Here is a 22981-nt window from a genome sequence, read left to right as displayed (position 1 = left end):
CAAACAAAGTTATTGTCAACAAAAAGACCGTGCAATTTTAGGATTACACGGTCTTTTTATTTTTAACTGTCAATGCTTTATAGTCAGATTTGTTTAGAATTCTTTCCAGATAATCAAAATCATTTATCTCATTAGAAGAAATCTTAAGTGATTTGGAATTTCTTAATTGAATCGTAAATGTGGTTACTTCAATTCGGTACTTGTAAGTCTTGTACTGATGCTTTTTAATCTCCACGATTTCACACTTACTAAAATGGAGTTCTCTGCGAGGAAAAAGATAGCGAACTGTCCAAACATCCTGATTAATCTCAATTGTTTTCAGAAGAAAAAGAACATAAGTTGCTGGAAATAAAAAGAGTGTAGGGAAAAGTATCTGCACATAGATTCCAGGTCTCCAGTTTGAAATGGGAATGTCTTTTGCAATTTGATTGTACACCAAAAACGGAACCACCAATGCAATCAAAAAAGCGAGTAAAACACTTAGAACAACACTCTTTTTTGGCTTCATAAACATTCTTTTATAAAAAAACCCTGACATCTTTTCAGAAGCCAGGGTTATCAATTATTTATACGTAATTATGCTAATTTTCTAGCAACTTCTACTTCTTCGTATGCTTCAACTAAATCGCCAATTTTGATATCGTTGAATTTATCGATGTTCAAACCACATTCGTAATTGTTTTTCACTTCTTTCACATCGTCTTTGAATCGTTTCAATGATCCAAGAACACCTGTGTGAATGACAATTCCATCACGAATAACACGGATTTTAGACGTCCGTTTGATGAGACCATCTGTTACATAACATCCTGCAATCGTACCCACTTTCGTAATGTCGAACGTTTCGCGAATTTCTGCCGTACCCAATACCTTCTCTTCGATATCTGGAGATAACATTCCTTCCATTGCAGCTTTCAACTCATCGATTGCTTTGTAGATTACAGAATACAATCGGATATCGATTTGTTCTTGTTCTGCCAATTTACGTGCAGCAACTGAAGGTCTAACCTGGAATCCAATCACGATTGCATCAGATGCAGAAGCTAAGTTTACATCGGCTTCGGTAATTGCTCCAACTCCTTTGTGAACGATATTCACTTGAATTTCTTCCGTAGAAAGTCTCAACAAGGAATCTGATAATGCTTCAATAGATCCATCCACGTCACCTTTCACAATCAAGTTCAACTCTTTGAAATCTCCGATAGCCAAACGACGACCGATCTCATCCAAAGTAATGTGTTTGTTTGTACGAAGACCTTGCTCACGGTATAACTGCTCACGTTTGGTAGCAATTGTTTTCGCTTCGCGTTCGTCATCCATAATGTGGAATGTATCTCCTGCAGATGGCGCACCATTGATTCCTAAAACAGAAACTGGTTGAGATGGTCCTGCTTCTTTCAAAGCAACTCCATGTTCATCATGCATTGCACGAACACGACCGTAGTTACGTCCCACCAATACAATATCACCAATTTTCATTGTTCCAGCATGAACCAACATGTTTGTAACATATCCTTTTCCTTTATCCAAAGAAGATTCAATTACAGTACCAACTGCATTCTTGTTTGGATTAGCACGTAGGTGCAAAATTTCTGCTTCTAACAATACTTTATCCAACAAGTCGTCAATATTCAAATTCTGTTTTGCAGAAATCTCTTGACATTGGTATTTTCCACCCCATTCTTCTACTAAGATATTCATAGCAGAAAGTTGTTCGCGTATTTTATCTGGGTTTGCACCCGGTTTATCAATTTTATTGATTGCAAATACCATTGGTACGTTTGCAGCTTGAGCATGCGAGATTGCTTCTTTTGTTTGAGGCATCACGTCATCATCTGCAGCAACGATAATAATAGCAACATCCGTTACTTGAGCACCACGAGCACGCATCGCTGTAAAGGCTTCGTGACCCGGAGTATCTAAGAAAGTCATCTTGCGATTGTCTTTCAAAGTAACTGAATATGCACCGATATGCTGTGTAATTCCACCAGCTTCACCCGCGGTTACGTTTGCATTACGGATTTTATCTAACAAGGATGTTTTACCATGATCGACGTGACCCATCACCGTAATGATTGGTGGACGATCAATTAAGTCTTCCTCTTTATCTTCTACTTCTGGAATTGCTTCCTGAACATCTGCAGAAACGAATTCTGTTTCAAATCCAAATTCTTCCGCAACGATTTGAATCGTTTCAGCATCCAAACGTTGGTTGATTGAAGCAAAAATTCCCAATGACATACAAGCCGAAATAACTTGTGTTGGGGAAACATTCATCATTGACGCTAACTCGGAAACAGTTACGAATTCGGTTAATTTCAAGATTTTCTCTTGCATTTCAGCCTCTAGTTGTTCTATTTCACGACGTTGCGCACGATCATCTCGTTTTGCACGACGATTCTTAGAAGCTTTCGACTTACCTCCTTGAGAAGATAAACGAGCCAATGTATCTTTTACTTCTTTTTGGATATCTTGTTCAGAAGCTGCCGGCTTATCCGTAACTGGCCCTTTTCTGAAGTTATTTCCTGGTCCACGGTTGAAACCACCTTGTCCGCCAGGACGATTTCCACCGCCTTGACCTGGACCTCCACCTGGACGGTTTTGGTTGTTTCCACCTGCTTGTCCTGGAGTTGCAGGACCATCCTTCTTAATGCGTTTTCTTTTCTTACGGTCGTCACCTGGGCGAGAAGAACCAACAGATTTTGGTTTTTCAACAGGTAATTCAATTTTACCAAGAACCGTTGGTCCAGATAATTTTGTGCGATCAACACGAATTGTTTCTATTTCTTTTGGAGCTTCAGGAGCAGCTGGTGTTTCCTTCGCTTTTACTTCCTCTTTTACAGGAACGACTGGCGCAACAACTGGTTTTGGATAATCGCTTTTATCAATTGGTCCATCTTCTTTCTTGCGTTTATCCGGTCTTGTTTTGGTATTCAACTTATCTAAGTCGATTCTACCAATTACCTGAATTCCACCATCATTCGTAGGTTGAGCTACGGGCTCTTCCACCACTACTTTTGGTTTCTCTTCCACTGGTTTCTCAACAACAGGTGTAACCTCCACTACTGGCTCAGGAGTTGGCGTAGGAATAACTTCTACTTTCTCTTCTACCTTTGGAGTTTCAACTTTTGGAGTAACAACAGGCTGTGCTTTTGGTTGTTCAGACACGGAGTCATCAAAATTCTCATCGTCCTCATTAGACTTAGAGTCATCTTTGATGTCGCGTAGGGTAATCGTCTCACGCTTTTCTCTTTTAACCACCGTCATTTTGGATTGCTCCTTTAAATTTTGGTCTGCGGCAAATTGAGTGCGCAACATGTCATACTGCTCCGGATCCAACTTCGTATTTGGATTGGAGTCAATAGCTTTCCCCTTCGATGCCAAAAACTCGACAATCGTAGTGACTCCTACATTCAACTCTCCTGCTGCTTTTCCTAAACGCTGTGTTTTACCAGACATATATTATTTGCTTCTTTTTAATTAATGTTCACCCGTCAATACGAACAAGATGAACAGTTTTTGCTTTGTAAAGATAGTTAGTGTTGGTCAGATATACCTAAAAATCGGTCAGGTATTTTTTGCCCGACCGATTTCACTTCAGTCTATCATTCAAATTCTGAGCGAAGAATACGCAACACTTCTTGTACTGTTTCTTCTTCTAAATCTGTACGTTGTACTAAATCTGCCACTGTTAATTCCAATACAGATTTCGCTGTATCACAACCAACTGCTTTCAATTCGTCCAAAATCCAGCTGTCGATTTCGTCTGCAAATTCTTCTAAATCAACATCTTCGTTGTCAGACTCTCCATCTCTGAAGACATCTATTTCAAATCCTGTTAATTTACCTGCCAAACGAATGTTGTATCCTCCTTTTCCAATTGCCAAAGAAACTTGATCTGGTTTCAAGAACACGCTTGCACGTTTTTGTTCTTCATCAATTTCAATATTGGTAATTTTCGCTGGAGACAATGCACGCTGAATAAACAATTTCGGGTTGCTTGTGAAATTGATTACATCGATGTTTTCATTGCGTAACTCACGAACGATTCCATGAATACGAGAACCTTTCATTCCCACACAAGCTCCAACTGGATCAATACGATCATCGTACGATTCAACGGCAACTTTTGCTCTTTCTCCTGGTTCACGAACGATGCGTTTGATTGTAATCAATCCGTCGAATACTTCAGGAACTTCCAACTCGAACAAACGCTCCAAGAATTCTGGTGCGATACGAGAAAGAATAATTACTGGTGAGCTATTGCGCATGTCTACTTTTGAAACAACTGCACGAATAGATTCACCTTTCTTGAAGTAATCTGAAGGAATTTGTTCTGATTTTGGAAGAATCAACTCATTGTTTTCATCATCCAATACCATAATTTCTTTCTTCCAAACTTGGTACACCTCACCGGTGATGATTTCACCAATACGCTCTTTGTATTTCTTGTATAAATGGTCTTTCTCCAATTCAAGGATACGAGAAATCAAATTCTGACGAAGCGACAAGATATTTCTACGACCGAAGTCATTGAAACGGAATTCTTCGGATACTTCCTCACCGATTTCGAAATCCGGCTCAATTTTAATTGCATCCGAATAAGCGATCTCCGTATTCTGATCCTCTACTTCACCATCAGCAACAATTTCTTTGTTCACGAAAATCTGAACGTCTCCTTTATCAATGTTTACAATCACATCGATGTGCTCATCAGTGTTGAATTTTTTCTTCAACATCGCACGGAATACGTCTTCCAACACGTGTTGCATCGTTTGTTTGTCGATGCTTTTGAGTTCTTTGAACTCGGAAAACGATTCTACTAGTTCCAAGCTGTTCATAGCTTCTTATTTAAATGAAATAACAATTTTTGCTTCGTTTATATCTGAAAATGCGATCTTATTTTCGATCACCACCAGTTCCTTTTTCTTTTTCCCTTCGATTGCTTGCTTTTCTTCATGCTGCAAAACAACTCCAGTTTCATCAACAGAAATCAACGTTCCCGTTACTTTTTCTTTTGATTTCAATTTCACATCCAAGCCACGACCAATGTTCTTCACATATTGGGCATGCACACGCAACGGTTTATCTAATCCTGCAGACGAAACACTCAATTCAAAATCGGCATCTTCGCGATCCAAGTTGTGTTCAATGTTTCGTGAAACCGACATACAATCTTCGATTGAAACGTTTCCTTCCGTTTTATCCAATTCCAAACGAATCACATTGGTTGAGCTAATCGTCAATTCCACAATAAACAACCGTTCATCGCGCTCTTTGATTCGTTCTTCTGCTAATTCTTTTACTGTTTGTTTTGAAATCATATGAGATAAAAAGAGGGGACTTGCGTCCCCTCATTTGTGTGTTTTACTTAAATGTGATGCAAATATAGGTATTTTTTATTAACTAGCAAAAATTAAGATGCGTTAATTTACTGTTGGTCAAATCCTATTTGCGTTTTAAAGTCCATTTGCCTTTCAAAACGGTGTCTTGCATTCCATAAACTTCCGCATTGGTCCATAAAAACTCAAACTTCCCATCTTCCACGATAAATTTCCTGCCTTTTTTCTCATAAGAGCCCCCAACTGTTAGAAAACCCTCGAAAGAACCAGTTTGATTCGCTGAAAACAAGGTGGTTTGAGTTTTTTCAATCAAAAAGGAACCCATTAGTTTTTTTGATTCTGTTTTGATCAATACTTTATCATTTTCCAAATAAATTGCTCGTCCATGTTTTAATGTGACATCTTGAGCCAGATCCTCATCATCGTAATGATCCTTTCGGTATTTTTCATACATTTTATATTGATAATGCCATTCATCTCCGGATTCAAATACAAGTGCAAAATCATAGGGTTTCTTCCCATTCTCTTTGGTACACCTCAAAACAAGTAGACAGCAAATGAATATGTATAATAGTTTTTTCATTATTCTATTAAATTAAATATGATGGTTCCTGAAGTGGTGTCTAATGATGAAGTATAGGAAATTGTGAGGTTTTCCTCTGAACAATCATAAGAAATAATTTTATGGCTTTTACCTGCTGCTCCCGAATAATAGATCCAAACCATGGATTTTAATTTTCTTTCACTAGTTGACAATGTAGCTCCACTAAAATTTGTAGAATCTGTTGCTTTAACTGTGAATTTATAATAAGCGCCTGAAGTTTTTGGACCATAAGCCGTATATTGATAATCATCAATATCTCCATTTGAACGAAGAACTTTATAATCGACTTTATACTTCCCCGTTTTTAAGGGAAGAAAATCATCCTTCTTTTTACAAGAGAATATCAAGAAGACAAAAAGACTAAAGCTTAACCAATTTAATGTGTATTGTTTCATATTAGTAAATATGTGGTTTCAATAATTTAGAGTCTTTTCATAGTCCATTTGCCTTTTAAAATCGTGTCTGGAAGACTGAACAAGCCTCCTTGTAATTGAAATTCAAATTTTCCATTCTCCACTGTATATTTTCTGAATTCTTGTTTATATGAACCTTCTAATTCGATTTTTCCTAGCATCAATCCACTTTGATGGTTTAGAATGGCAAAATTAGAAACACTCATAATAACATTACTTACTCCAATTAAAGTTCTACCATTGACTTTATAAAGAACTGTTTCTCCTTTTAGTACATCTGTATAAATTGCATCTTTGGAGTGTTTCAAATCGACCACTTTCTCAACTCCACTATTCTTGTAACGTTTGTTTTGTTTATGTTTTTCAAAAAGGTAGCATTCTTCTTCCCAAACATCTCCAGAATCAAATTCTAACCGGAATAGATATGGCTTTCTTGCATTTTCCTTCTTGCATGAACTGATAGTGGTTAACAATGAAATAGCTAAGAGAGCTAGTGAAAATATTCTTTTCATAATTCAATCCAGTTAAATTTAACAGATCCTGTATACACTATTTCCTCTTGTAAGCTAGTATAATTGGTAGTCGTAGCAGAATAGTTTATTACTAATTCAGACTCCTGCATATCATACGAATCTACAGAACCACCAAAATACCCCGGTGAGGAAAAAGCATTTGAGTAAAAACGAATACTCCAAGATTCGACTCCTTTTGGAAAAGAGCCTCCCGCAAACATTACTCGTCTATTTATATTAATATCTATTTCGTCTACAAGGTCATCTCCTATTTCGGGTGAAAAATAATGATGATATTTCAAAATTCGTGGTCCATATACAATACAATTTATGGTGTCTTTTTGTCCATTGGAGAATGTCCGAATATTAATCATTTCGTACTTACCCTTTTTCATGTCTGCCAAAGCTCCTTTATTTTTTTTGCATGAAAGGATGAAAAGGGCTAAAAAAAGGCAACTTATCCAATTTAATATGTGTTGTTTCATAATAGTATATAACTGGTTTCAATAATTTAGAGTCTTTTCATAGTCCATTTGCCTTTTAAAACGGTATCTTGCATTCCATAAGCTTCCGCATTGGTCCATAAAAACTCAAACTTCCCATCTTCTACAATGAATTTCCTGCCTTTTTTCTGATATGAACCCTCAACGGTTAAATAACCCTCAAACATTCCTGTTTGATTCCCTGAAAACAAAGTGCCTTCAGGTTTGGAAATCAAAAATGTGCCCATTAGTTTTTTTGATTCTGTTTTGTATAATGCCCTATGATCACCCAAATAAATTCCTGTTCCTTCTTTCAAAGCAATAGTATAAGGTAAATCTTCCTGGTCGTAATCGTCCTTTCGGTGTTTCTCATAAATTTGCCAATAATAGTGCCACTCATCTCCAGATTCAAAGACAAGTGCAAAATCGTAGATACTCTTCCCATTCTCTTTGGTACAACCCAAAACAAAGAAGCAACAAATGAATACGTATAATAGCTTTTTCATTCTTCTAGTAAATTAAAAATGACAGTTCCAGATGTCGAGTCTGAGTATGGATTTGCTTTGTAATGAATTGTTAAATCATCATTAATATAATCATAGTCAGTTATTTTAAGATCCAAATTAGTTGAGGAACAACCTATCAAATACAAGTAAGATAATTTATTTTGGTTGTATGAGATTTGAGCAAAGCAAAAATCAGTTGAATCTGTTGCTTTAATATCAAAAGCATACTTGCCTACCAACATTCTTGGACCGAATGCAGTATATTCTTTATAATCTACATTACCATTAGGGTGTCTAACAGTATATTCCACTTGATACTTTCCTGTCTTTAACCCAATGAAATTCTCGCTTTTTTTACAAGAGAATATCAAGAAGAAAAAAAGACTAAAGCTTATCCAATTTAATGTGTGTTGTTTCATAGTAGTAAATATGTGGTTTCAATAATTTAGAGTCGCTTCATGGTCCATTTGCCTTTTAAAACGGTGTCTTGCATTCCATAAGCTTCGGCATTGGTCCATAAAAACTCAAACTTCCCATCTTCCACGATAAATTTTCTGCCTTTTTTCTCATAAGAGCCCTCAACTGTTAGAAAACCCTCAAACATTCCTGTTTGATTCCCTGAAAACAAGGTGGTTTGAGTTTTTTCAATCAAAAAGGAACCCATTAGTTTTTTTGATTCTGTTTTGATCAATACTTTATCATTCTCCAAATAAATTGCTCGTCCATGTTTTAATGTGACATCTTGAGCCAGATCCTCATCATCGTAATGATCCTTTCGGTACTTCTCATAAATTTTCCATTCAAAATGCCACTCATCTCCTGAATCAAAGAAAAGTGCAAAATTATAGGGTTTCTTCCCATTCTCTTTGGTACACCCAAAAACAAGGAAACTAAAAGTGAATATGTATAATAACTTTTTCATTCTTCTAGTAAATTAAAAATGACAGTTCCAGATGTCGAGTCTGAGTATGGATTTGCTTTGTAATAAATTGTAAGATTATCCTCTGAACAATCATAGTAAGTAATTTTATATGAAGTTGAAAGCCCTGATAAACAAGTGATTAAATCTATTCCTAAAAGTGTCTGCTCTGATGCATAAAATGACGCTCTACAAAAATTGGTGGAATCTGTCAATTTAATATCAAAATTATAATCGCCTTTCATTCTTTTTGGACCATAAGCTATATAATTAAACACATTAATATTACCATTCTGATCTATTGCGGTTTGTTCAATCTGATACTTCCCAGTTTTTAAGGGTAAAAAATCATCCTTCTTTTTACAAGAGAATATCAGGAAGAAAAAAAGACTAAAGCTTAACCAGTTTGATATGTGTAGTTTCATTTTCATTGAATTAGTGGGTTCTATAACTACAACCGTTTCAAAGTCCATTTTCCTTTCAGCACAGTGTCTTGCATTCCATAAGCTTCGGCATTGGTCCATAAAAACTCAAACCTCCCATCTTCCACGATAAATTTCCTGCCTTTTTTCTCATAAGAGCCCTCAACGGTTAGAAAACCCTCAAACATTCCTGTTTGATTCCCTGAAAACAAAGTGCCTTCAGGTTTGGTAACAAAAAAGGTGCCCATTAGTTTTTTTGATTCTGTTTTGTATAATGCCCTATGATCACCCAAATAAATTCCTGTTCCTTCTTTCAAAGCAATAGTATAAGGTAAATCTTCCTGGTCGTAATCGTCCTTTCGGTGTTTCTCATAAATTTGCCAATAATAATGCCATTCGTCTCCAGATTCAAAGACAAGTGCAAAATCGTAGATACTCTTCCCATTCTCTTTGGTACACCCCAAAACAAGTAGACAACAAATGAATACGTATAATAGCTTTTTCATTCTTCTAGTAAATTAAAAATAACTGTTCCTGATGTAGTGTCTGATGATGAAGTATAATAGATTGTAAGATTTTCCTCTGAACAATCATAGTAAGTAATTTTAAGAGATTTCCCTGTACCGCTTGGACAAATAGTCCATAAGAAATTATTTAATTTTCTTTGATTATATGAGATTGAAACATTACAAAAATTTGTAGTATCTGTTAATTTAATATCAAACAGATACTTTAATGCTAAGTTTTTTGGACCATAAGCCGTATATTGATAATTATCAATATCTCCATTTGAACGAAGAACTTTATAATCGACTTGATACTTTCCCGTTTTTAAGGGTAAAAAATCATCCTTCTTTTTACAAGAGAATATCAGGAAGAAAAAAAGACTAAAGCTTAACCAGTTTGATATGTGTAGTTTCATTTTCATTGAATTAGTGGGTTCTATAACTACAACCGTTTCAAAGTCCATTTTCCTTTCAGCACAGTGTCTTGCATTCCATAAGCTTCGGCATTGGTCCATAAAAACTCAAACTTCCCATCTTCCACGATAAATTTTCTGCCTTTTTTCTCATAAGAGCCCTCAACTGTTAGAAAACCCTCGAAAGAACCAGTTTGATTCCCTGAAAACAAGGTGGTTTGAGTTTTTTCAATCAAAAAGGAACCCATTAGTTTTTTTGATTCTGTTTTGATCAATACTTTATCATTCTCCAAATAAATTGCTCGTCCATGTTTTAATGTGACATCTTGAGCCAGATCCTCATCATCGTAATGATCCTTTCGGTACTTCTCATAAATTTTCCATTCAAAATGCCACTCATCTCCTGAATCAAAGAAAAGTGCAAAATTATAGGGTTTCTTCCCATTCTCTTTGGTACACCCAAAAACAAGGAAACTAAAAGTGAATATGTATAATAACTTTTTCATTATTCTATTGAAGTAAAGATGATGGTTCCAGAGGTGGTGTCAGATAATGGAAATGAAGTGTAATGAATTATGAGATTATTTTCAGAACAATCATATTCTGTGATTTTGCGACTAACATCCACATTTCCTGAATAATTAATCCAAGCCATGGATTTTAACTTCCGTTCACTAGTTGACAATGAGGCTAAGCTAAAATTTGTTGAATCAGTTGCTTTAATCATGAATTTATAATAAGCTCCTGAAGTTTTTGGACCATAAGCCGTATACTGATAATTATCAATATCTCCATTTGATTTAACAACTTGATAATCAATTAGATACTTTCCTGATTTTAAGGGTAAAAAATCATCCTTCTTTTTACAAGAGAATATCAAGAAGAAAAAAAGACTAAAGCTTAACCAATTTAATGTGTATTGTTTCATAGTAGTAAATTATGTGGTTTCAATAATTTAGAGTCTTTTCATAGTCCATTTGCCTTTTAAAACGGTATCTTGCATTCCATAAGCTTCCGCATTGGTCCATAAAAACTCAAACTTCCCATCTTCTACAATGAATTTCCTGCCTTTTTTCTGATATGAACCCTCAACGGTTAGAAAACCCTCGAAAGAACCAGTTTGATTCCCTGAAAACAAGGTGGTTTGAGTTTTTTCAATCAAAAAGGAACCCATTAGTTTTTTATCATCCGTTTTATAAAATATTTGACCAACTTCAAGGTAAATTGCACGGCCATATTTTAATCCAAAATCAATATCTAAATTTTCATCCTGGTCATAATACTTTTTGTACTTCTCATAAATTTTCTTTTCATAATGCCACTCGTCTCCGGATTCAAAGAAAAGAGCGAAATCATAAGTTTTTTTTCCATTCTCTTTTGAACAACCCCAAATTGATAAGCAACAAATGAGGAGATATACTAACTTTTTCATTATTCTATTGAATTAAAGATGATAGTTCCAGAAATAGAGTCTGTGGGTTGATAAGACGTGAAATACATAGTAAGATTATCTTCAGAGCACTCATATTCAGTAATTTTAACAGATTCTCCATAGGTTTCATTGTAATTAAGCCAAGCCAAGCCCTTAATTCTCCGTTCTGTTGTAGATAAAGTTGCTCTTTTAAAATTTGTAGTATCCGTTACTTTAATTGAAAACTTATAATAATAGCCTGTTGTCCTAGGTCCATAAGCCGTAAATTGGTAAGTATCGATTGTACCATTTGGATGCACCACCTTATAATCTACCCGATATTTCCCGGTTTTTAAAGGCAGAAAATCCTCCTTTTTTTTACAAGAGAATATCAGGAAGAAAAAAAGACTAAAGCTTAACCAATTTAATGTGAGTTGTTTCATAGTAGTAAATATGTGGTTTCAATAATTTAGAGTCTTTTCATAGTCCATTTACCTTTCAAAACGGTGTCTTGCATGCCATAGGCTTCCGCATTGGTCCATAAAAACTCAAACTTCCCATCTTCTACAATGAATTTCCTGCCTTTTTTCTGATAAGAACCTTCAACGGTTAGAAAACCCTCAAACATTCCTGTTTGATTCCCTGAAAACAAAGTGCCTTCAGGTTTGGAAATCAAAAATGTACCCATTAGTTTTTTTGATTCGGTCTTGTATAATGCCCGGTGATCACCCAAATAAATTCCTCTCCCTGATTTCAAAGCTATTGTGTATGGCAAGTCTTCTTGATCGTAATGGTCCTTTCGGTGTTTCTCATAAATTTGCCAATAATAATGCCATTCGTCTCCAGATTCAAAGACAAGTGCAAAATCGTAGATACTCTTACCATTCTCTTTGGTACACCCCAAAACAAGTAGACAACAAATGAATACGTATAATAGCTTTTTCATTCTTCTAGTAAATTAAAAATGACAGTTCCAGATGTCGAGTCTGAGTATGGATTTGCTTTGTAATGAATTGTTAAATCATCATTAATATAATCATAGTCAGTTATTTTAAGATCCAAATTAGTTGAGGAACAACCTATCAAATACAAGTAAGATAATTTATTTTGGTTGTATGAGATTTGAGCAAAGCAAAAATCAGTTGAATCTGTTGCTTTAATATCAAAAGCATACTTGCCTACCAACATTCTTGGACCGAATGCAGTATATTCTTTATAATCTACATTACCATTAGGGTGTCTAACAGTATATTCCACTTGATACTTTCCTGTCTTTAACCCAATGAAATTCTCGCTTTTTTTACAAGAAAAAAGGATCAATAAGATAAAACTAAAGCTTAACCAATTTAATACGTGTTGTTTCATAGCAGAAATATGTGGTTTCAATAATTTAGAGTCTTTTCAAAGTCCATTTGCCTTTCAGCACGGTGTCTTGCATTCCATAAACTTCTGCATTTGTCCATAAAAACTCAAATGTTCCATCTTCTACAATGAATTTTCGACCCTTTTTCTCATAAGAACCCTCAACGGTTAAATAACCCTCAAAAGAACCAGTTTGATTTCCCGAAAATATAGTGGTTTCAGTTTTTTCAATGAAAAAGGAACCCATTAGTTTTTTTGATTCTGTTTTGATCAATACCTTGTCATTCTCCAAATAAATTCCTCGACCGTCCTTTAGATTAATGTCTTGTGATAAATCTTCATCATCATAATCATCCTTTCGGGGCTTTTCATAAATTTTCCATTCAAAATGCCACTCGTCTCCTGATTCAAATACAAATGCAAAATCATAGGGTTTCTTCCCATTCTCTTTGGTACAAGCCAAGACTAGGAAACAACAAATGAATATGTAAAATATTTTTTTCATTATTCTATTAAATTAAATATGATGGTTCCTGAGATAGTGTCTAACAATGGATATGATATGTAATGTATAGTAAGATTATTTTCGGAGCAATCATATTCTGTAATCTTGACACCTTCAATAACGTTTCCAGTATAATCAAGCCAAGCCACACTCCTTAAACGTTTTTCTGAAGTTGACAATGTAGCTCCGCTAAAATTTGTAGAATCTGTTGCTTTAATAATAAATTTATAATAGTAACCAGAAGACTTTGGGCCATAAGCCGTAAATTGATAATTATCAATATCTCCATTCGAACGAACAACTTGATAATCGACTTGATACTTCCCCGTTTTTAAGGGTAAAAAATCATCCTTTTTTTTGCAGGAGAATATCAAGAAGAAAACAAGACTAAAGCTTAACCAATTTAATGCGTGTTGTTTCATAGTAGTAAATTAGCGGTTTCAATAACTAGAGTCTCTTAAGTGTCCATTTCCCTTTCAGAATGGTGTCTTGCATTCCATAGGGTTCAGCATTTCTCCAATAGAATTCAAAAGTTCCATTTTCTACTGAATATGCGCGGCCTTTTTGAGTGTAGGATCCTTCTAAATAGAGATCACCAAATGTGTTTCCTGAAAAACTTGTTGTCCCTAAGGCAGGTTCAATTTTACCGAAAGTCCAGGAACTGTTGCCAATCAATTTTTGGTCATCCGTTTTTAGAATCATAGTGGTGTTGGAGTAACCAAAATCAAAATATAATCCTTTTCCATCAATATAATGCATAGAATATCCGTAAGCTATTTGTGCCTTATATTTCTTGTTGGTTTTATTTTTCTCAAATATTTTACCAGTGAGCTCTGTTTTATGGCCATTTTCAAATTCAAATTGAAGCAGATACTCCTTTTTTCCTATTTCTTTTTTACAGGAAGTAAGAAAAATTATAAAAATGGTGATAAAAAACAATAATGTACCTTTCATAGATTATATACGTGTTAAATTAAAAGAGCCAATCAATGTGTCTTGTTTATTAAAATCGACATTCAAATTATTATCAGAAATTGTATAATTACTGATTTTGGCATCAAATTGAGTTTGGTAAATACTGATATTATCAATTGTTACTCCATTGCTTCTGGAAGAGAACATAAAGGACATATTATCCTCACCAAATGTGAGATGCTTTCGAAAAAAATAACCTCCTCCCAGGTGATATGGTCCAGAGACTTCGCCTTTCAGGGTGTCTTTAATTCCGTTATGATCTGATATCCAAATAAAGTCAAACCTTCCAGGTTGGAAGTCGTCAAAAATTCGATTTTCCTCTTTCTTACATGAAAGAAGAACGAAAACGAGGACACTACTATATCTTAACCAGTTTAATATGTTCGGTTTCATATTCATTGAGTTTAATAATTAACGTATACAGTCCGGAAGACAATTTTTGAATGTCGCATATTTGCGCACGGTTATCGAACCGTTTTACTTCAGAACCGTTTTGATCTAAAATAATAATTTCCTGAAACGATTCGGAAATTACAAAGAAATCTGAAGTAGGATTCGGAAATATTGAAATTGTTGATTCATCGGACTCATTGATTCCTAATCTGTTGTCTTCTTCCAATTCTGGCATTTCCATGTAGTTGCTTTCACTCTTACCAGATGTTTCAGGAATGAACAGGGTTCCTAGCTGCTCTTCTAAATTACAGGTTTGGCATTGATCAATAGAATAGGGAGTGTTTTGAGAAGTGAAATCATTCCCGCAAGTAACCTTCCCTGTTTCAATGGTTACAGAACCGTTTGGAAAAGGATCGATTAATCCATTATCAATTTGAACATACTCTAAAGCTTTAACCGTAACTGGTGTACTTCCATAAATATTTCCAGTAATCTTCATGTTTTCAAAAGCTCCAAGCATTAACCCTACTCCAGAAACGTTCATCAAATTAGTGTATGAATCTGTATTTATATCATAATCAATTAAGCGGTTAATTAAATCGTGATACAAGGGTTGGGCTTCATCATTATTTGCATAGACCAAATTATAAAGCATCATGTAATCCACTCCTGAAAACCATCCTTCCGTAAGATCCAATCCATCATCCCATTGATCATGGTTATTATCAAAGACAAAGGGAACATTCCAGTAATATGGAATTCCGTCAGGATCTTGATTATCTGAAAAAGGTGGATAAGTAAAGCCCCATTGAGAGTCAATTGTGTTAGTCTTACAGAAATTATGCGGCCCAACGCAAGGTGCCATGCTAAGCATTTCACTAGCGTATTGATAAGCTTGAGCTTTTTTATTCTTATTAACTTGTAAGGAGGGATTCCACCCCCAGAGATAATCGTAAAGAGGCGTGTATAGTGCTTGATAATGATGGTCAGCACTTTTGTTGTAAATAAAGGTTCCTACAGGTAAAACACCTGAACCACTGTTAGAAATAGCATTCAAGATTAACGACATTTTCACATTTCCTGGTTCCGAGTAACCATTTAATCCAGAATTCCACCATGTGGTATACAGGGAGGATGCTGGAAACGCAGCATGAGTCGCATTCGTAATTTCCAAATCATTATTGGATGTAAAAAGTGGTGCGGAAACTTTTTGCATGGGGGGCATGTAATTGAAAATTACCGCTCCTTCCGAGACTTGATTGCCTCTTGGGTTAATAACGGTCCAATATCCATTGCCACCAGTAGCATGGAGATGTAGTGATGGATATGCCCAAGTTGTCGGTGAATAGGGACTGGCAACATCCAAAGTGCCACTAAATTTACCAGCTAATCTGCCCAGAATATTGGTGCTGTGTCTTCGCGCCTGTTCGTTAATATTAAACGAAACGTCGATGTCTCCATCTTTATCCAGGTCAATGTCATAATATACATTCGGAATACTTTTCGTAATGGTAAAAAAACCAAGGAGTAAACGAATAATCTGATCCACACTGGCTTCGCTGTATCCATAATAACCTTCCTCTTCTTCTCCCTTTTTAAAATTAACAATTGGAAATTGTTTGGCATCTAATTTATGAGGTGAATGTTGGTAACCTTGAATATTATCTTCCCATAAATCACTATACGCACTGCGATTATATTTTAAATCGGCTCCGTAATCGATACCCGTTTTTCCACTTTTGAGTTTGTAATAGTTTGTAGTAAAGTCTGGGGCGATATAATTAAAGGTATCAATCCACTGGTTCCGATTAATAAAATCGGGCGGCACATCATCTCTGTGAAAGTATCCGTTGACATCATGGCTTAGTGTCCAATCACCAAGTCTGAAAGCTTCCTCATCACCTTTATCCCCTTGGCCTGAATAAAATGTTTCGGATATGTCATCTACTCGCTCAAATGCTTTGATGGCATAATACAATTCTCGTTCATTGTTCTTTAAATCAGCCCATCTTCCTTTTTCCTCTAAAATGCGATGTTCAATAGCTAACATGGTTAAGTAATAGCCGTGCATAATCATACAGTCGGACCAAGCCATGTATTCATTTCTTCCTAAGTTTCTTGATTCTGCAACTAAGCTTTGTCCGGGACCATCCCCCATCACCATAAAATCATTGCGCAAACGCCATCTGTAGAACCAATATTTCGCATGCCAACCTGGCATATTGGGTGTTGGATATTGTGCATAAACATCTTGGGTAAAAATGACTACCAACATCAGAATCCACAAGGAACTTGTTAATTTCAAACTTCTCATGGCTTTTGAATTTTTAAGCGTTCTACATCCGTTTTCAATTGTTCAATTTCCTTATTTTGTTGGATCAAATAAAGGGTCAACTCTTCCACTTTCTCCATTAAAACAATGTTCATTTCAGCAACATCAATTCCATTTTTCACCATTTCATCTTGGCTCGGCACTTTTGGCAGGTGCTTGCTTTTGAGTAAAAATGCTTCTAGTTCTTCTAAAGGCATTAATTGATAATTTTCTTCAAAAACGTAATCTGGCCATACTTGCGTATCTACTTTAATTTTACGTGCTCTCGTAAGTCCATCTGCTTCCACACGGAATGTTTCAGTAGTACCCGTTCCAATGCTCAACATGCCATTCGTTCCCAAATGAAAGATGTTTCCTATACCATTATCAATATCCATCGCACCATCTGATTTTAAACTAAATGGTATTCTGTTAGTTGCTGTATTGATTACCTCTAAGATTTTTGTATTTGGATTGTCATACTCAAGGAACAATAAGCGCTGATATGCTTCATTATTTCCAGTAGTATTTACATGAATTGCGGCAACTTTATCTTTGTTAGAGAGATAAACTTTTCCTATTCCCTGAAGATCAGCACCTATTGACAAGGTTTTATCTACCCACATGTGTTCTCCGAATTTAGAGGTCTTTGTGACTGTTAATTGATGGCTAGGATTTATGGTTCCGATTCCTACTTTCACATCAGGACACTCAACAAATAATTTATTGATTCCATTCCCCCAAGTAGGAGTATACGGATTGTCCAGACAAATATTTATAGGGGTTATCGGATTTGGAGCAGAATACATCAAGATTTTCAATGCATTTACAAATTCATCTCCTGAACCTTTTTTTAGCATCCCATTTTGATTCATGATCAAAAAATTCAATTCGCTGTAGTTGGTTGCCAAAGGAACATTTGGGAATTTAATATCGCCGTTCAATTTCGACAAACCGTTTACAACAAACTCATCTGTTACTTTTACGTCTTTCATCTTTGTTTCACCCAAAAAGCGTACATCTTGATCGACCCGTAAGTTTTTATTGATTCTTACAGAATCCTTTACAACTAAGGCTGAATCAATTCGAGCCGAGCCATTAACCGTTAGTCGTTCGGAAGGAGTTGTCGTTCCAATTCCTACATTTCCTGTTGTAGGCAAGGTGTTTGTTTGAGCAAAAGAAGCTGCTGAAATCGTACAAAAATTTAATAATACAAGGCTTTTAAAAACCATAGTAGGTGTGAATAGTGTGTTTTTCATGAATAGTAGTCATTTAATCCGAGTCAAATCTAAAATTATTTTTAAATCAAAAACACGCAAGATTAAAATTTAACAAATAGCTGATTAATTCAACTAAACTAGTAGGTTTTTATTTCTTTCTTGAAATCCACATCTATAGCCATTTTTTAGAAAAAACAAACATCGTTGAAACACTTTTATCGGAGTTCCTTCTTTCCCTCTCACGTTTTAAGGATTGGTAAAGTATGCATGTTAATGGACTTGTTTTCTTGTTTAACGAGTCAAAATTCACGAAGAAATGTGCTTTCAGTTGAAAAAATTCCTAACTTCCCTAACAGATGAAAACACTTGAACTTCGAACCAATTCGATTCGCGCAGAAATCAATCTACATGGCGCAGAACTCCTTTTTTTAGGAAAGAATTCAGACTCAAATATCCTTTGGTCCAAACAAACGGATCATTGGAACAGAGTTGCACCAAACCTGTTTCCGATTGTGGGAAAATTAGTGAATGACAGCTACACGTTTCAAGGGAAATCGTATCAAATGAGTCAACACGGATTTGCGCGCGACAGGGAATTTGAGGTCGTGGAACAAACAGAAAGTTCGGTTCGATTACGCTTGATTTCAGATCCTGAATCGATACATGTCTATCCGTTTTCGTTTGTATTTGATGTGTGTTTTTCACTTTCAGAAGCTGGAATTACTCTATCTTATGAAACCCAAAATACAGGAACTGAACCGTTGTATTATTCGGTAGGCGGACATCCTGCTTTTCACTTGGAGGAATCGATTGGAAACTATTACTTGGAGTTTGATTCGGATGTTCAGCTGGAAAGAGAAGAACTCGTGGGAAGTTATTTTTCGGGAGAATCCACTTATTATGGCGTTTCTCATCATTTGAATCTGAGTGAAGAGCTGTTTGAAAACGATGCTTTTGTGATGAAAAACCCAACATTTAGGTCTGTGTGCTTGAAAAACCAAGATGGGGAAACACTTGTACACATGAAATGTGACTCGTGGACTGCAATTGGCTTTTGGACGAAAAAGGATGCTCCGTTTTTATGCATAGAACCATGGTGGGGATGGGCAGATAAAGTGGATTCGAGTGGAAAGTTGGAAGACAAAGAAGGGATTATTGAGCTGAAAGCAGCAGAGAAAAAGAGTGTCAATTATATTATTGAAATCCCATCGGTTCTAAAATAGTCATTTAGCAAATTAGTAAAATTACTAACAACTCCCAATTTTACTAGCCTGCAAGAATTATTCGGATATCATCAAGCAATCTGTGCAGTTGAAATCTCAAGGTTTCTATAGTAGTATGTTAGTAAATTTACTAACAACTGACCATTTTACTAACCTGCAAAAACCATCCGAATAACCTCAATCCGTCGATCGGTTACCTCTTCCACAATCAATATCCATTTTTCAACTTCTATTTCTTCTCCACCCTGCGGAATGGATTCCAACTGATTAATGACTAATCCACCCAATGTTTCATACGAATCCGATTCAGGCAATTTCAACCCATACGTTCTATTCAAGTAGGAAATATCGGCTCTTGCAGAAAAACGGTAAGTCGTTTCGTCAATTTGTTCTTCCAACCATGTTTCATCGTCGTGCTCATCTTCAATTTCTCCGAAAATTTGTTCGATGACATCTTCAATCGTTACAACACCCGATGTTCCTCCATATTCATCCACAACTACCGCAACAGATTGGCTTTGCTTGGTGAATAGTTCCAGCAACTCTTTCCCTGGCATTGCTTCTGGCACAAAGGAAATTGGTCGCAGAATTTGTGTAATGGTACTTGGTTTTTTGAATAACTCGTAGGAATGTGCATAACCGATAATATTATCGACCGAATCTCTGTAAAGCAACAACTTTGATAACCGTGTTTCTACAAATTTTGCCAACAAATTCTCAATGCTTTCTTCCACATCAATCGCTTGAATTTCCATGCGTGGAACCATGCAGTCGCGCGCTCTAATTTTGGAGAAATCGAGTGCGTTTTGAAGAATTTGGATCTCATTCACCAAATCGGCTTCGTCTTCCATACGCTCATTGACATCTTGCACAAAATGCTGCAAATCAGTCTTAGAAAATACCTTTTCAGATTGTTCTACTCGAATTCCGAAGATGCGCAATAATCCATTACTCATCCACACAATCAGTTTGGTTGGAATATACAAAACCCAATAAACGAGCCACATTGGAGCGGATAGTAAACGGAAAATTCCATTGGGATTGATTTGAAAAACAACTTTTGGAAAAAACTCTGCTATCGTTAAAACAATAAGGGTTGAGATAATCGTTTGAATGAAGACAACGAGGTATTCTTGCTTGATTCCCCATAGTTCAATCAGTGGATCCAAACTTTCCGCCATGTACATTCCGAAGATGACAATACCAACATTATTGGCAATTAGAAGCGTTGCTAAGAAATGTCCATCATTCCCATAAAAAACATTGAGAAGCTTACTGTACCAAGAGTTTTTACCCCGGTCAAGCTCAACTTTCAGTCGATTGGATGAAACAAAGGCTATCTCCATTCCTGAAGAATAAGCAGAAAATAGTAATGATGCAAGAATAATTATAACGGAAGAATCCATTCAACTACTTAAAGTAGAAAAGTACTAATTTTTCTTAGAAAGAACATCAAATCCGATATCGGTTCTAAAATAAGCGTCATCGAAAGAAATTTTCTCAATACTCGCATATGAACGTTCCAGAGCTGCTTCTAGGTTTCTTCCGTAAGAAGTAACTGCTAAAACACGTCCTCCATTGGATAAAACAACTGGTCCATCGCTTGAAGTTCCTGCATGGAAAACCAAACTATCCGTTACGCTATTGATTCCATTGATGACCTTGCCTTTTTGGTAAGCATCCGGATAACCTCCTGAAACCATCATAATCGTACAAGCGCTTCTTTCTTCGAACTGAATATCACATTCAGAAAGTGTGTTTGTAGCAACACCTTCCAATAAATCGATTAAATCTGATTTTAAGCGAGGCATCACCACTTCTGTTTCAGGATCTCCCATACGGCAATTGTATTCAATTACGTAAGGTTCTCCTTTCACGTTGATGATTCCAAAGAAAATGAATCCTTTGTAAACAATACCTTCTGATTTCAATCCTTTAACAGTTGGGATAATGATTTGATTTTCAATCTTATCCATAAATGTTTTGTCACAGAATGAAACGGGGGAAACAGCTCCCATTCCTCCAGTGTTCAAACCAGTATCCCCTTCACCAATGCGTTTGTAATCTTTCGCTTCGGGAAGAATTTTATACGAATCTCCATCTGTTAAAACAAACACAGAGCATTCAATTCCTTTTAAAAATTGTTCGATAACTACACGCGAAGAAGCATCTCCAAATTTAGCATCAGCTAGCATGCTTTTCAATTCAGCTTTTGCTTCTGGCAATGTCTCAGGAATCAATACTCCTTTTCCAGCAGCCAAACCATCTGCTTTCAAGACGTAAGGAGCTTTCATTCCTTCCAAGAATTTGTATCCTTGTTCTAAAGTATCTTTGGTGAAAGTTGCATATTTGGCAGTTGGAATATTGTGACGCATCATAAATGCTTTCGCAAAATCCTTACTTCCTTCTAGTTGGGCGGCTTCTTTATTTGGTCCGATAACGGGAACACTTTTCAATTGAGCATCTGCTAAAAAGAAATCGTGAATTCCTAAAACCAATGGATCTTCAGGTCCAACGATAACCATGTTTACATTCTCTGCAAGAACAAATGCCTTAATCGCAGAAAAGTCCGTTGCAGACATGTCCACATTTGTTCCATGAAGTCGAGTTCCAGCATTTCCTGGAGCGATAAATAATTTTTCCAAGTGAGAACTTTTAGCAATTTTCCAAGCAATTGCATGCTCTCTTCCACCTGAACCCAACAATAAAATGCGCATATTAACAGTATTTCAAAATTGATTCAAAGAAACGTTTTCCATCTTCATTTGCCAAAGCAGCATCAGCAGCTCTTTCTGGATGAGGCATCATTCCAAATACATTTCTACCTGGATTACAAATTCCCGCGATGTCGTGCATAGACCCATTTGGATTGCTTAAATCCGAAACCTGAGCTTCTTCATTCACATAATGAAACAATACTTGATCATTATCCAAAATAGATTTCATGGTATCTTCTGGTGCAAAGAAACGTCCTTCTCCATGAGCAATCGGAATTTTATAGGCTTTTGCAGCATCTAGTCCTTTTGTGATTGCACTGTTTGAAGTTGCAGGTTTCAAATACACATTCTTGCAAATGAACTTCTGATTGTTGTTATGCAACAAAGCTCCTTGTAACAAACCACTTTCTGTCAAGATTTGGAAACCATTACAAATACCCATTACGTAACCACCTTTATCCGCATGATTCATTACTTCACCCATAATTGGAGACAGTTTTGCAATCGCTCCTGAACGTAAATAATCTCCGTAGGAGAATCCGCCTGGAAGGACTACAAAATCTACCCCTTTTAAGCTGGTATCTTTATGCCATAAACGTTCTACTTGTTGGCCCATGATTGTTTCAAGGACATATACCATGTCTTCATCACAATTGGAACCCGGAAAGGTAACAACACCAAATTTCATTGATCTATTTTTGCGACGGAAGCCCGTCAATTCATGAATGGCAACAAAGTTAGTCAA

Annotated in this window: 30 protein-coding genes; 1 reads left to right on the top strand and 29 read right to left on the bottom strand. The window is 36.0% G+C overall.

Annotated elements, in window-relative coordinates:
* Nucleotides 1–43 precede the first annotated feature (43 nt).
* The 26 genes from FLUTA_RS09355 to FLUTA_RS20745 all read right to left on the bottom strand — a co-directional run bounded on the left by FLUTA_RS09355 (nt 44) and on the right by FLUTA_RS20745 (nt 18335).
* A complete protein-coding gene (locus FLUTA_RS09355; protein WP_013686625.1) occupies nt 44–508 on the bottom strand; it encodes a hypothetical protein in 465 nt (154 codons plus the stop codon).
* Nucleotides 509–576: 68 nt separating this feature from the next.
* Nucleotides 577–3459, bottom strand: a complete 2883-nt coding sequence (infB, locus tag FLUTA_RS09350; RefSeq protein WP_013686624.1) for a translation initiation factor IF-2 — start codon at nt 3457–3459, stop codon at nt 577–579.
* 146 nt (nt 3460–3605) lie between these two features.
* Nucleotides 3606–4841, bottom strand: a complete 1236-nt coding sequence (gene nusA / locus FLUTA_RS09345) for a transcription termination factor NusA (protein ID WP_013686623.1) — start codon at nt 4839–4841, stop codon at nt 3606–3608.
* A 6-nt stretch (nt 4842–4847) separates the two neighbouring features.
* Complete coding sequence (gene rimP, locus FLUTA_RS09340; RefSeq protein WP_013686622.1) at nt 4848–5324, bottom strand: ribosome assembly cofactor RimP; 477 nt, start codon at nt 5322–5324, stop codon at nt 4848–4850.
* Nucleotides 5325–5448: 124 nt separating this feature from the next.
* A complete protein-coding gene (locus FLUTA_RS09335) occupies nt 5449–5925 on the bottom strand; it encodes a hypothetical protein (RefSeq protein WP_013686621.1) in 477 nt (158 codons plus the stop codon).
* A complete protein-coding gene (locus FLUTA_RS09330; RefSeq protein ID WP_013686620.1) occupies nt 5925–6341 on the bottom strand; it encodes a hypothetical protein in 417 nt (138 codons plus the stop codon). The genes FLUTA_RS09335 and FLUTA_RS09330 overlap by 1 nt, the downstream gene beginning before the upstream one ends.
* A gap of 26 nt (nt 6342–6367) precedes the next feature.
* A complete protein-coding gene (locus FLUTA_RS09325; protein WP_013686619.1) occupies nt 6368–6871 on the bottom strand; it encodes a hypothetical protein in 504 nt (167 codons plus the stop codon).
* Nucleotides 6868–7356 carry a hypothetical protein gene (locus FLUTA_RS09320; protein WP_013686618.1) on the bottom strand — a complete coding sequence of 163 codons (489 nt, stop codon included), beginning with the start codon at nt 7354–7356 and terminating at the stop codon, nt 6868–6870. The genes FLUTA_RS09325 and FLUTA_RS09320 overlap by 4 nt, the downstream gene beginning before the upstream one ends.
* Nucleotides 7357–7382: 26 nt before the next feature.
* Nucleotides 7383–7859 (bottom strand): hypothetical protein, encoded by a 477-nt coding sequence (locus FLUTA_RS09315; RefSeq protein WP_013686617.1) that lies wholly within the window; start codon nt 7857–7859, stop codon nt 7383–7385.
* Entirely contained in the window at nt 7856–8278 is a 423-nt protein-coding gene (locus FLUTA_RS09310; RefSeq protein WP_013686616.1) for a hypothetical protein, read from the bottom strand. The genes FLUTA_RS09315 and FLUTA_RS09310 overlap by 4 nt, the downstream gene beginning before the upstream one ends.
* A 26-nt stretch (nt 8279–8304) precedes the next feature.
* Nucleotides 8305–8781 (bottom strand): hypothetical protein, encoded by a 477-nt coding sequence (locus FLUTA_RS09305; protein ID WP_013686615.1) that lies wholly within the window; start codon nt 8779–8781, stop codon nt 8305–8307.
* Nucleotides 8778–9203 carry a hypothetical protein gene (locus FLUTA_RS09300; RefSeq protein WP_169312076.1) on the bottom strand — a complete coding sequence of 142 codons (426 nt, stop codon included), beginning with the start codon at nt 9201–9203 and terminating at the stop codon, nt 8778–8780. Before FLUTA_RS09300 ends, FLUTA_RS09305 begins: the two co-directional genes overlap by 4 nt.
* A gap of 26 nt (nt 9204–9229) precedes the next feature.
* Nucleotides 9230–9706: a hypothetical protein gene (locus FLUTA_RS09295; RefSeq protein ID WP_013686613.1), complete on the bottom strand. Its 477-nt coding sequence runs from the start codon at nt 9704–9706 to the stop codon at nt 9230–9232.
* Nucleotides 9703–10122: a hypothetical protein gene (locus FLUTA_RS09290; RefSeq protein ID WP_148235417.1), complete on the bottom strand. Its 420-nt coding sequence runs from the start codon at nt 10120–10122 to the stop codon at nt 9703–9705. Before FLUTA_RS09290 ends, FLUTA_RS09295 begins: the two co-directional genes overlap by 4 nt.
* A 26-nt stretch (nt 10123–10148) precedes the next feature.
* Nucleotides 10149–10625, bottom strand: a complete 477-nt coding sequence (locus FLUTA_RS09285) for a hypothetical protein (RefSeq protein WP_013686611.1) — start codon at nt 10623–10625, stop codon at nt 10149–10151.
* Nucleotides 10625–11047, bottom strand: a complete 423-nt coding sequence (locus FLUTA_RS09280) for a hypothetical protein (RefSeq protein WP_013686610.1) — start codon at nt 11045–11047, stop codon at nt 10625–10627. Before FLUTA_RS09280 ends, FLUTA_RS09285 begins: the two co-directional genes overlap by 1 nt.
* A gap of 27 nt (nt 11048–11074) precedes the next feature.
* On the bottom strand, nt 11075–11551 hold the full coding sequence (locus FLUTA_RS09275) for a hypothetical protein (protein WP_013686609.1): 477 nt from the start codon (nt 11549–11551) through the stop codon (nt 11075–11077).
* Complete coding sequence (locus FLUTA_RS09270) at nt 11551–11973, bottom strand: hypothetical protein (RefSeq protein WP_013686608.1); 423 nt, start codon at nt 11971–11973, stop codon at nt 11551–11553. The genes FLUTA_RS09275 and FLUTA_RS09270 overlap by 1 nt, the downstream gene beginning before the upstream one ends.
* Before the next feature lie 26 nt (nt 11974–11999).
* Nucleotides 12000–12476 (bottom strand): hypothetical protein, encoded by a 477-nt coding sequence (locus tag FLUTA_RS09265; RefSeq protein WP_013686607.1) that lies wholly within the window; start codon nt 12474–12476, stop codon nt 12000–12002.
* Nucleotides 12473–12895, bottom strand: a complete 423-nt coding sequence (locus FLUTA_RS09260) for a hypothetical protein (protein WP_013686606.1) — start codon at nt 12893–12895, stop codon at nt 12473–12475. The genes FLUTA_RS09265 and FLUTA_RS09260 overlap by 4 nt, the downstream gene beginning before the upstream one ends.
* Before the next feature lie 25 nt (nt 12896–12920).
* Complete coding sequence (locus FLUTA_RS09255) at nt 12921–13397, bottom strand: hypothetical protein (RefSeq protein ID WP_013686605.1); 477 nt, start codon at nt 13395–13397, stop codon at nt 12921–12923.
* Nucleotides 13397–13819, bottom strand: a complete 423-nt coding sequence (locus FLUTA_RS09250) for a hypothetical protein (RefSeq protein WP_013686604.1) — start codon at nt 13817–13819, stop codon at nt 13397–13399. The genes FLUTA_RS09255 and FLUTA_RS09250 overlap by 1 nt, the downstream gene beginning before the upstream one ends.
* Nucleotides 13820–13844: 25 nt before the next feature.
* Nucleotides 13845–14351: a hypothetical protein gene (locus FLUTA_RS09245; protein WP_013686603.1), complete on the bottom strand. Its 507-nt coding sequence runs from the start codon at nt 14349–14351 to the stop codon at nt 13845–13847.
* 3 nt (nt 14352–14354) lie between these two features.
* Nucleotides 14355–14765 (bottom strand): hypothetical protein, encoded by a 411-nt coding sequence (locus FLUTA_RS09240; RefSeq protein ID WP_148235416.1) that lies wholly within the window; start codon nt 14763–14765, stop codon nt 14355–14357.
* Complete coding sequence (locus FLUTA_RS09235; protein ID WP_013686601.1) at nt 14731–17079, bottom strand: T9SS type A sorting domain-containing protein; 2349 nt, start codon at nt 17077–17079, stop codon at nt 14731–14733. The genes FLUTA_RS09240 and FLUTA_RS09235 overlap by 35 nt, the downstream gene beginning before the upstream one ends.
* On the bottom strand, nt 17076–18335 hold the full coding sequence (locus FLUTA_RS20745; protein ID WP_013686600.1) for a hypothetical protein: 1260 nt from the start codon (nt 18333–18335) through the stop codon (nt 17076–17078). The genes FLUTA_RS09235 and FLUTA_RS20745 overlap by 4 nt, the downstream gene beginning before the upstream one ends.
* Before the next feature lie 317 nt (nt 18336–18652).
* On the opposite strand from FLUTA_RS20745, the gene FLUTA_RS09225 reads away from it, so the two are divergent.
* Nucleotides 18653–19519 carry an aldose 1-epimerase family protein gene (locus FLUTA_RS09225; RefSeq protein WP_013686599.1) on the top strand — a complete coding sequence of 289 codons (867 nt, stop codon included), beginning with the start codon at nt 18653–18655 and terminating at the stop codon, nt 19517–19519.
* A 149-nt stretch (nt 19520–19668) separates the two neighbouring features.
* Here FLUTA_RS09225 and FLUTA_RS09220 read toward each other — a convergent pair whose 3' ends face one another.
* Genes FLUTA_RS09220 through purQ form a run of 3 tightly spaced genes read right to left on the bottom strand, consistent with a single transcriptional unit; the run spans nt 19669 to nt 22924 of the window.
* Nucleotides 19669–20925 (bottom strand): hemolysin family protein, encoded by a 1257-nt coding sequence (locus FLUTA_RS09220; RefSeq protein ID WP_013686598.1) that lies wholly within the window; start codon nt 20923–20925, stop codon nt 19669–19671.
* A gap of 24 nt (nt 20926–20949) precedes the next feature.
* Nucleotides 20950–22236, bottom strand: a complete 1287-nt coding sequence (gene purD / locus FLUTA_RS09215) for a phosphoribosylamine--glycine ligase (protein ID WP_013686597.1) — start codon at nt 22234–22236, stop codon at nt 20950–20952.
* 1 nt (nt 22237) lies between these two features.
* The gene (gene purQ, locus FLUTA_RS09210) at nt 22238–22924 is read right to left on the bottom strand and encodes a phosphoribosylformylglycinamidine synthase subunit PurQ (protein ID WP_013686596.1); all 687 of its coding nucleotides are present in this window, start codon (nt 22922–22924) and stop codon (nt 22238–22240) included.
* Between the last annotated feature and the right edge of the window lie 57 nt (nt 22925–22981).

The organism is Fluviicola taffensis DSM 16823 (assembly GCF_000194605.1).
Taxonomy (GTDB): domain Bacteria; phylum Bacteroidota; class Bacteroidia; order Flavobacteriales_D; family Crocinitomicaceae; genus Fluviicola; species Fluviicola taffensis.
The sequence above is the reverse complement of the archived record's forward strand: the minus strand, read 5'-3'. Positions and strand labels throughout refer to the sequence as shown.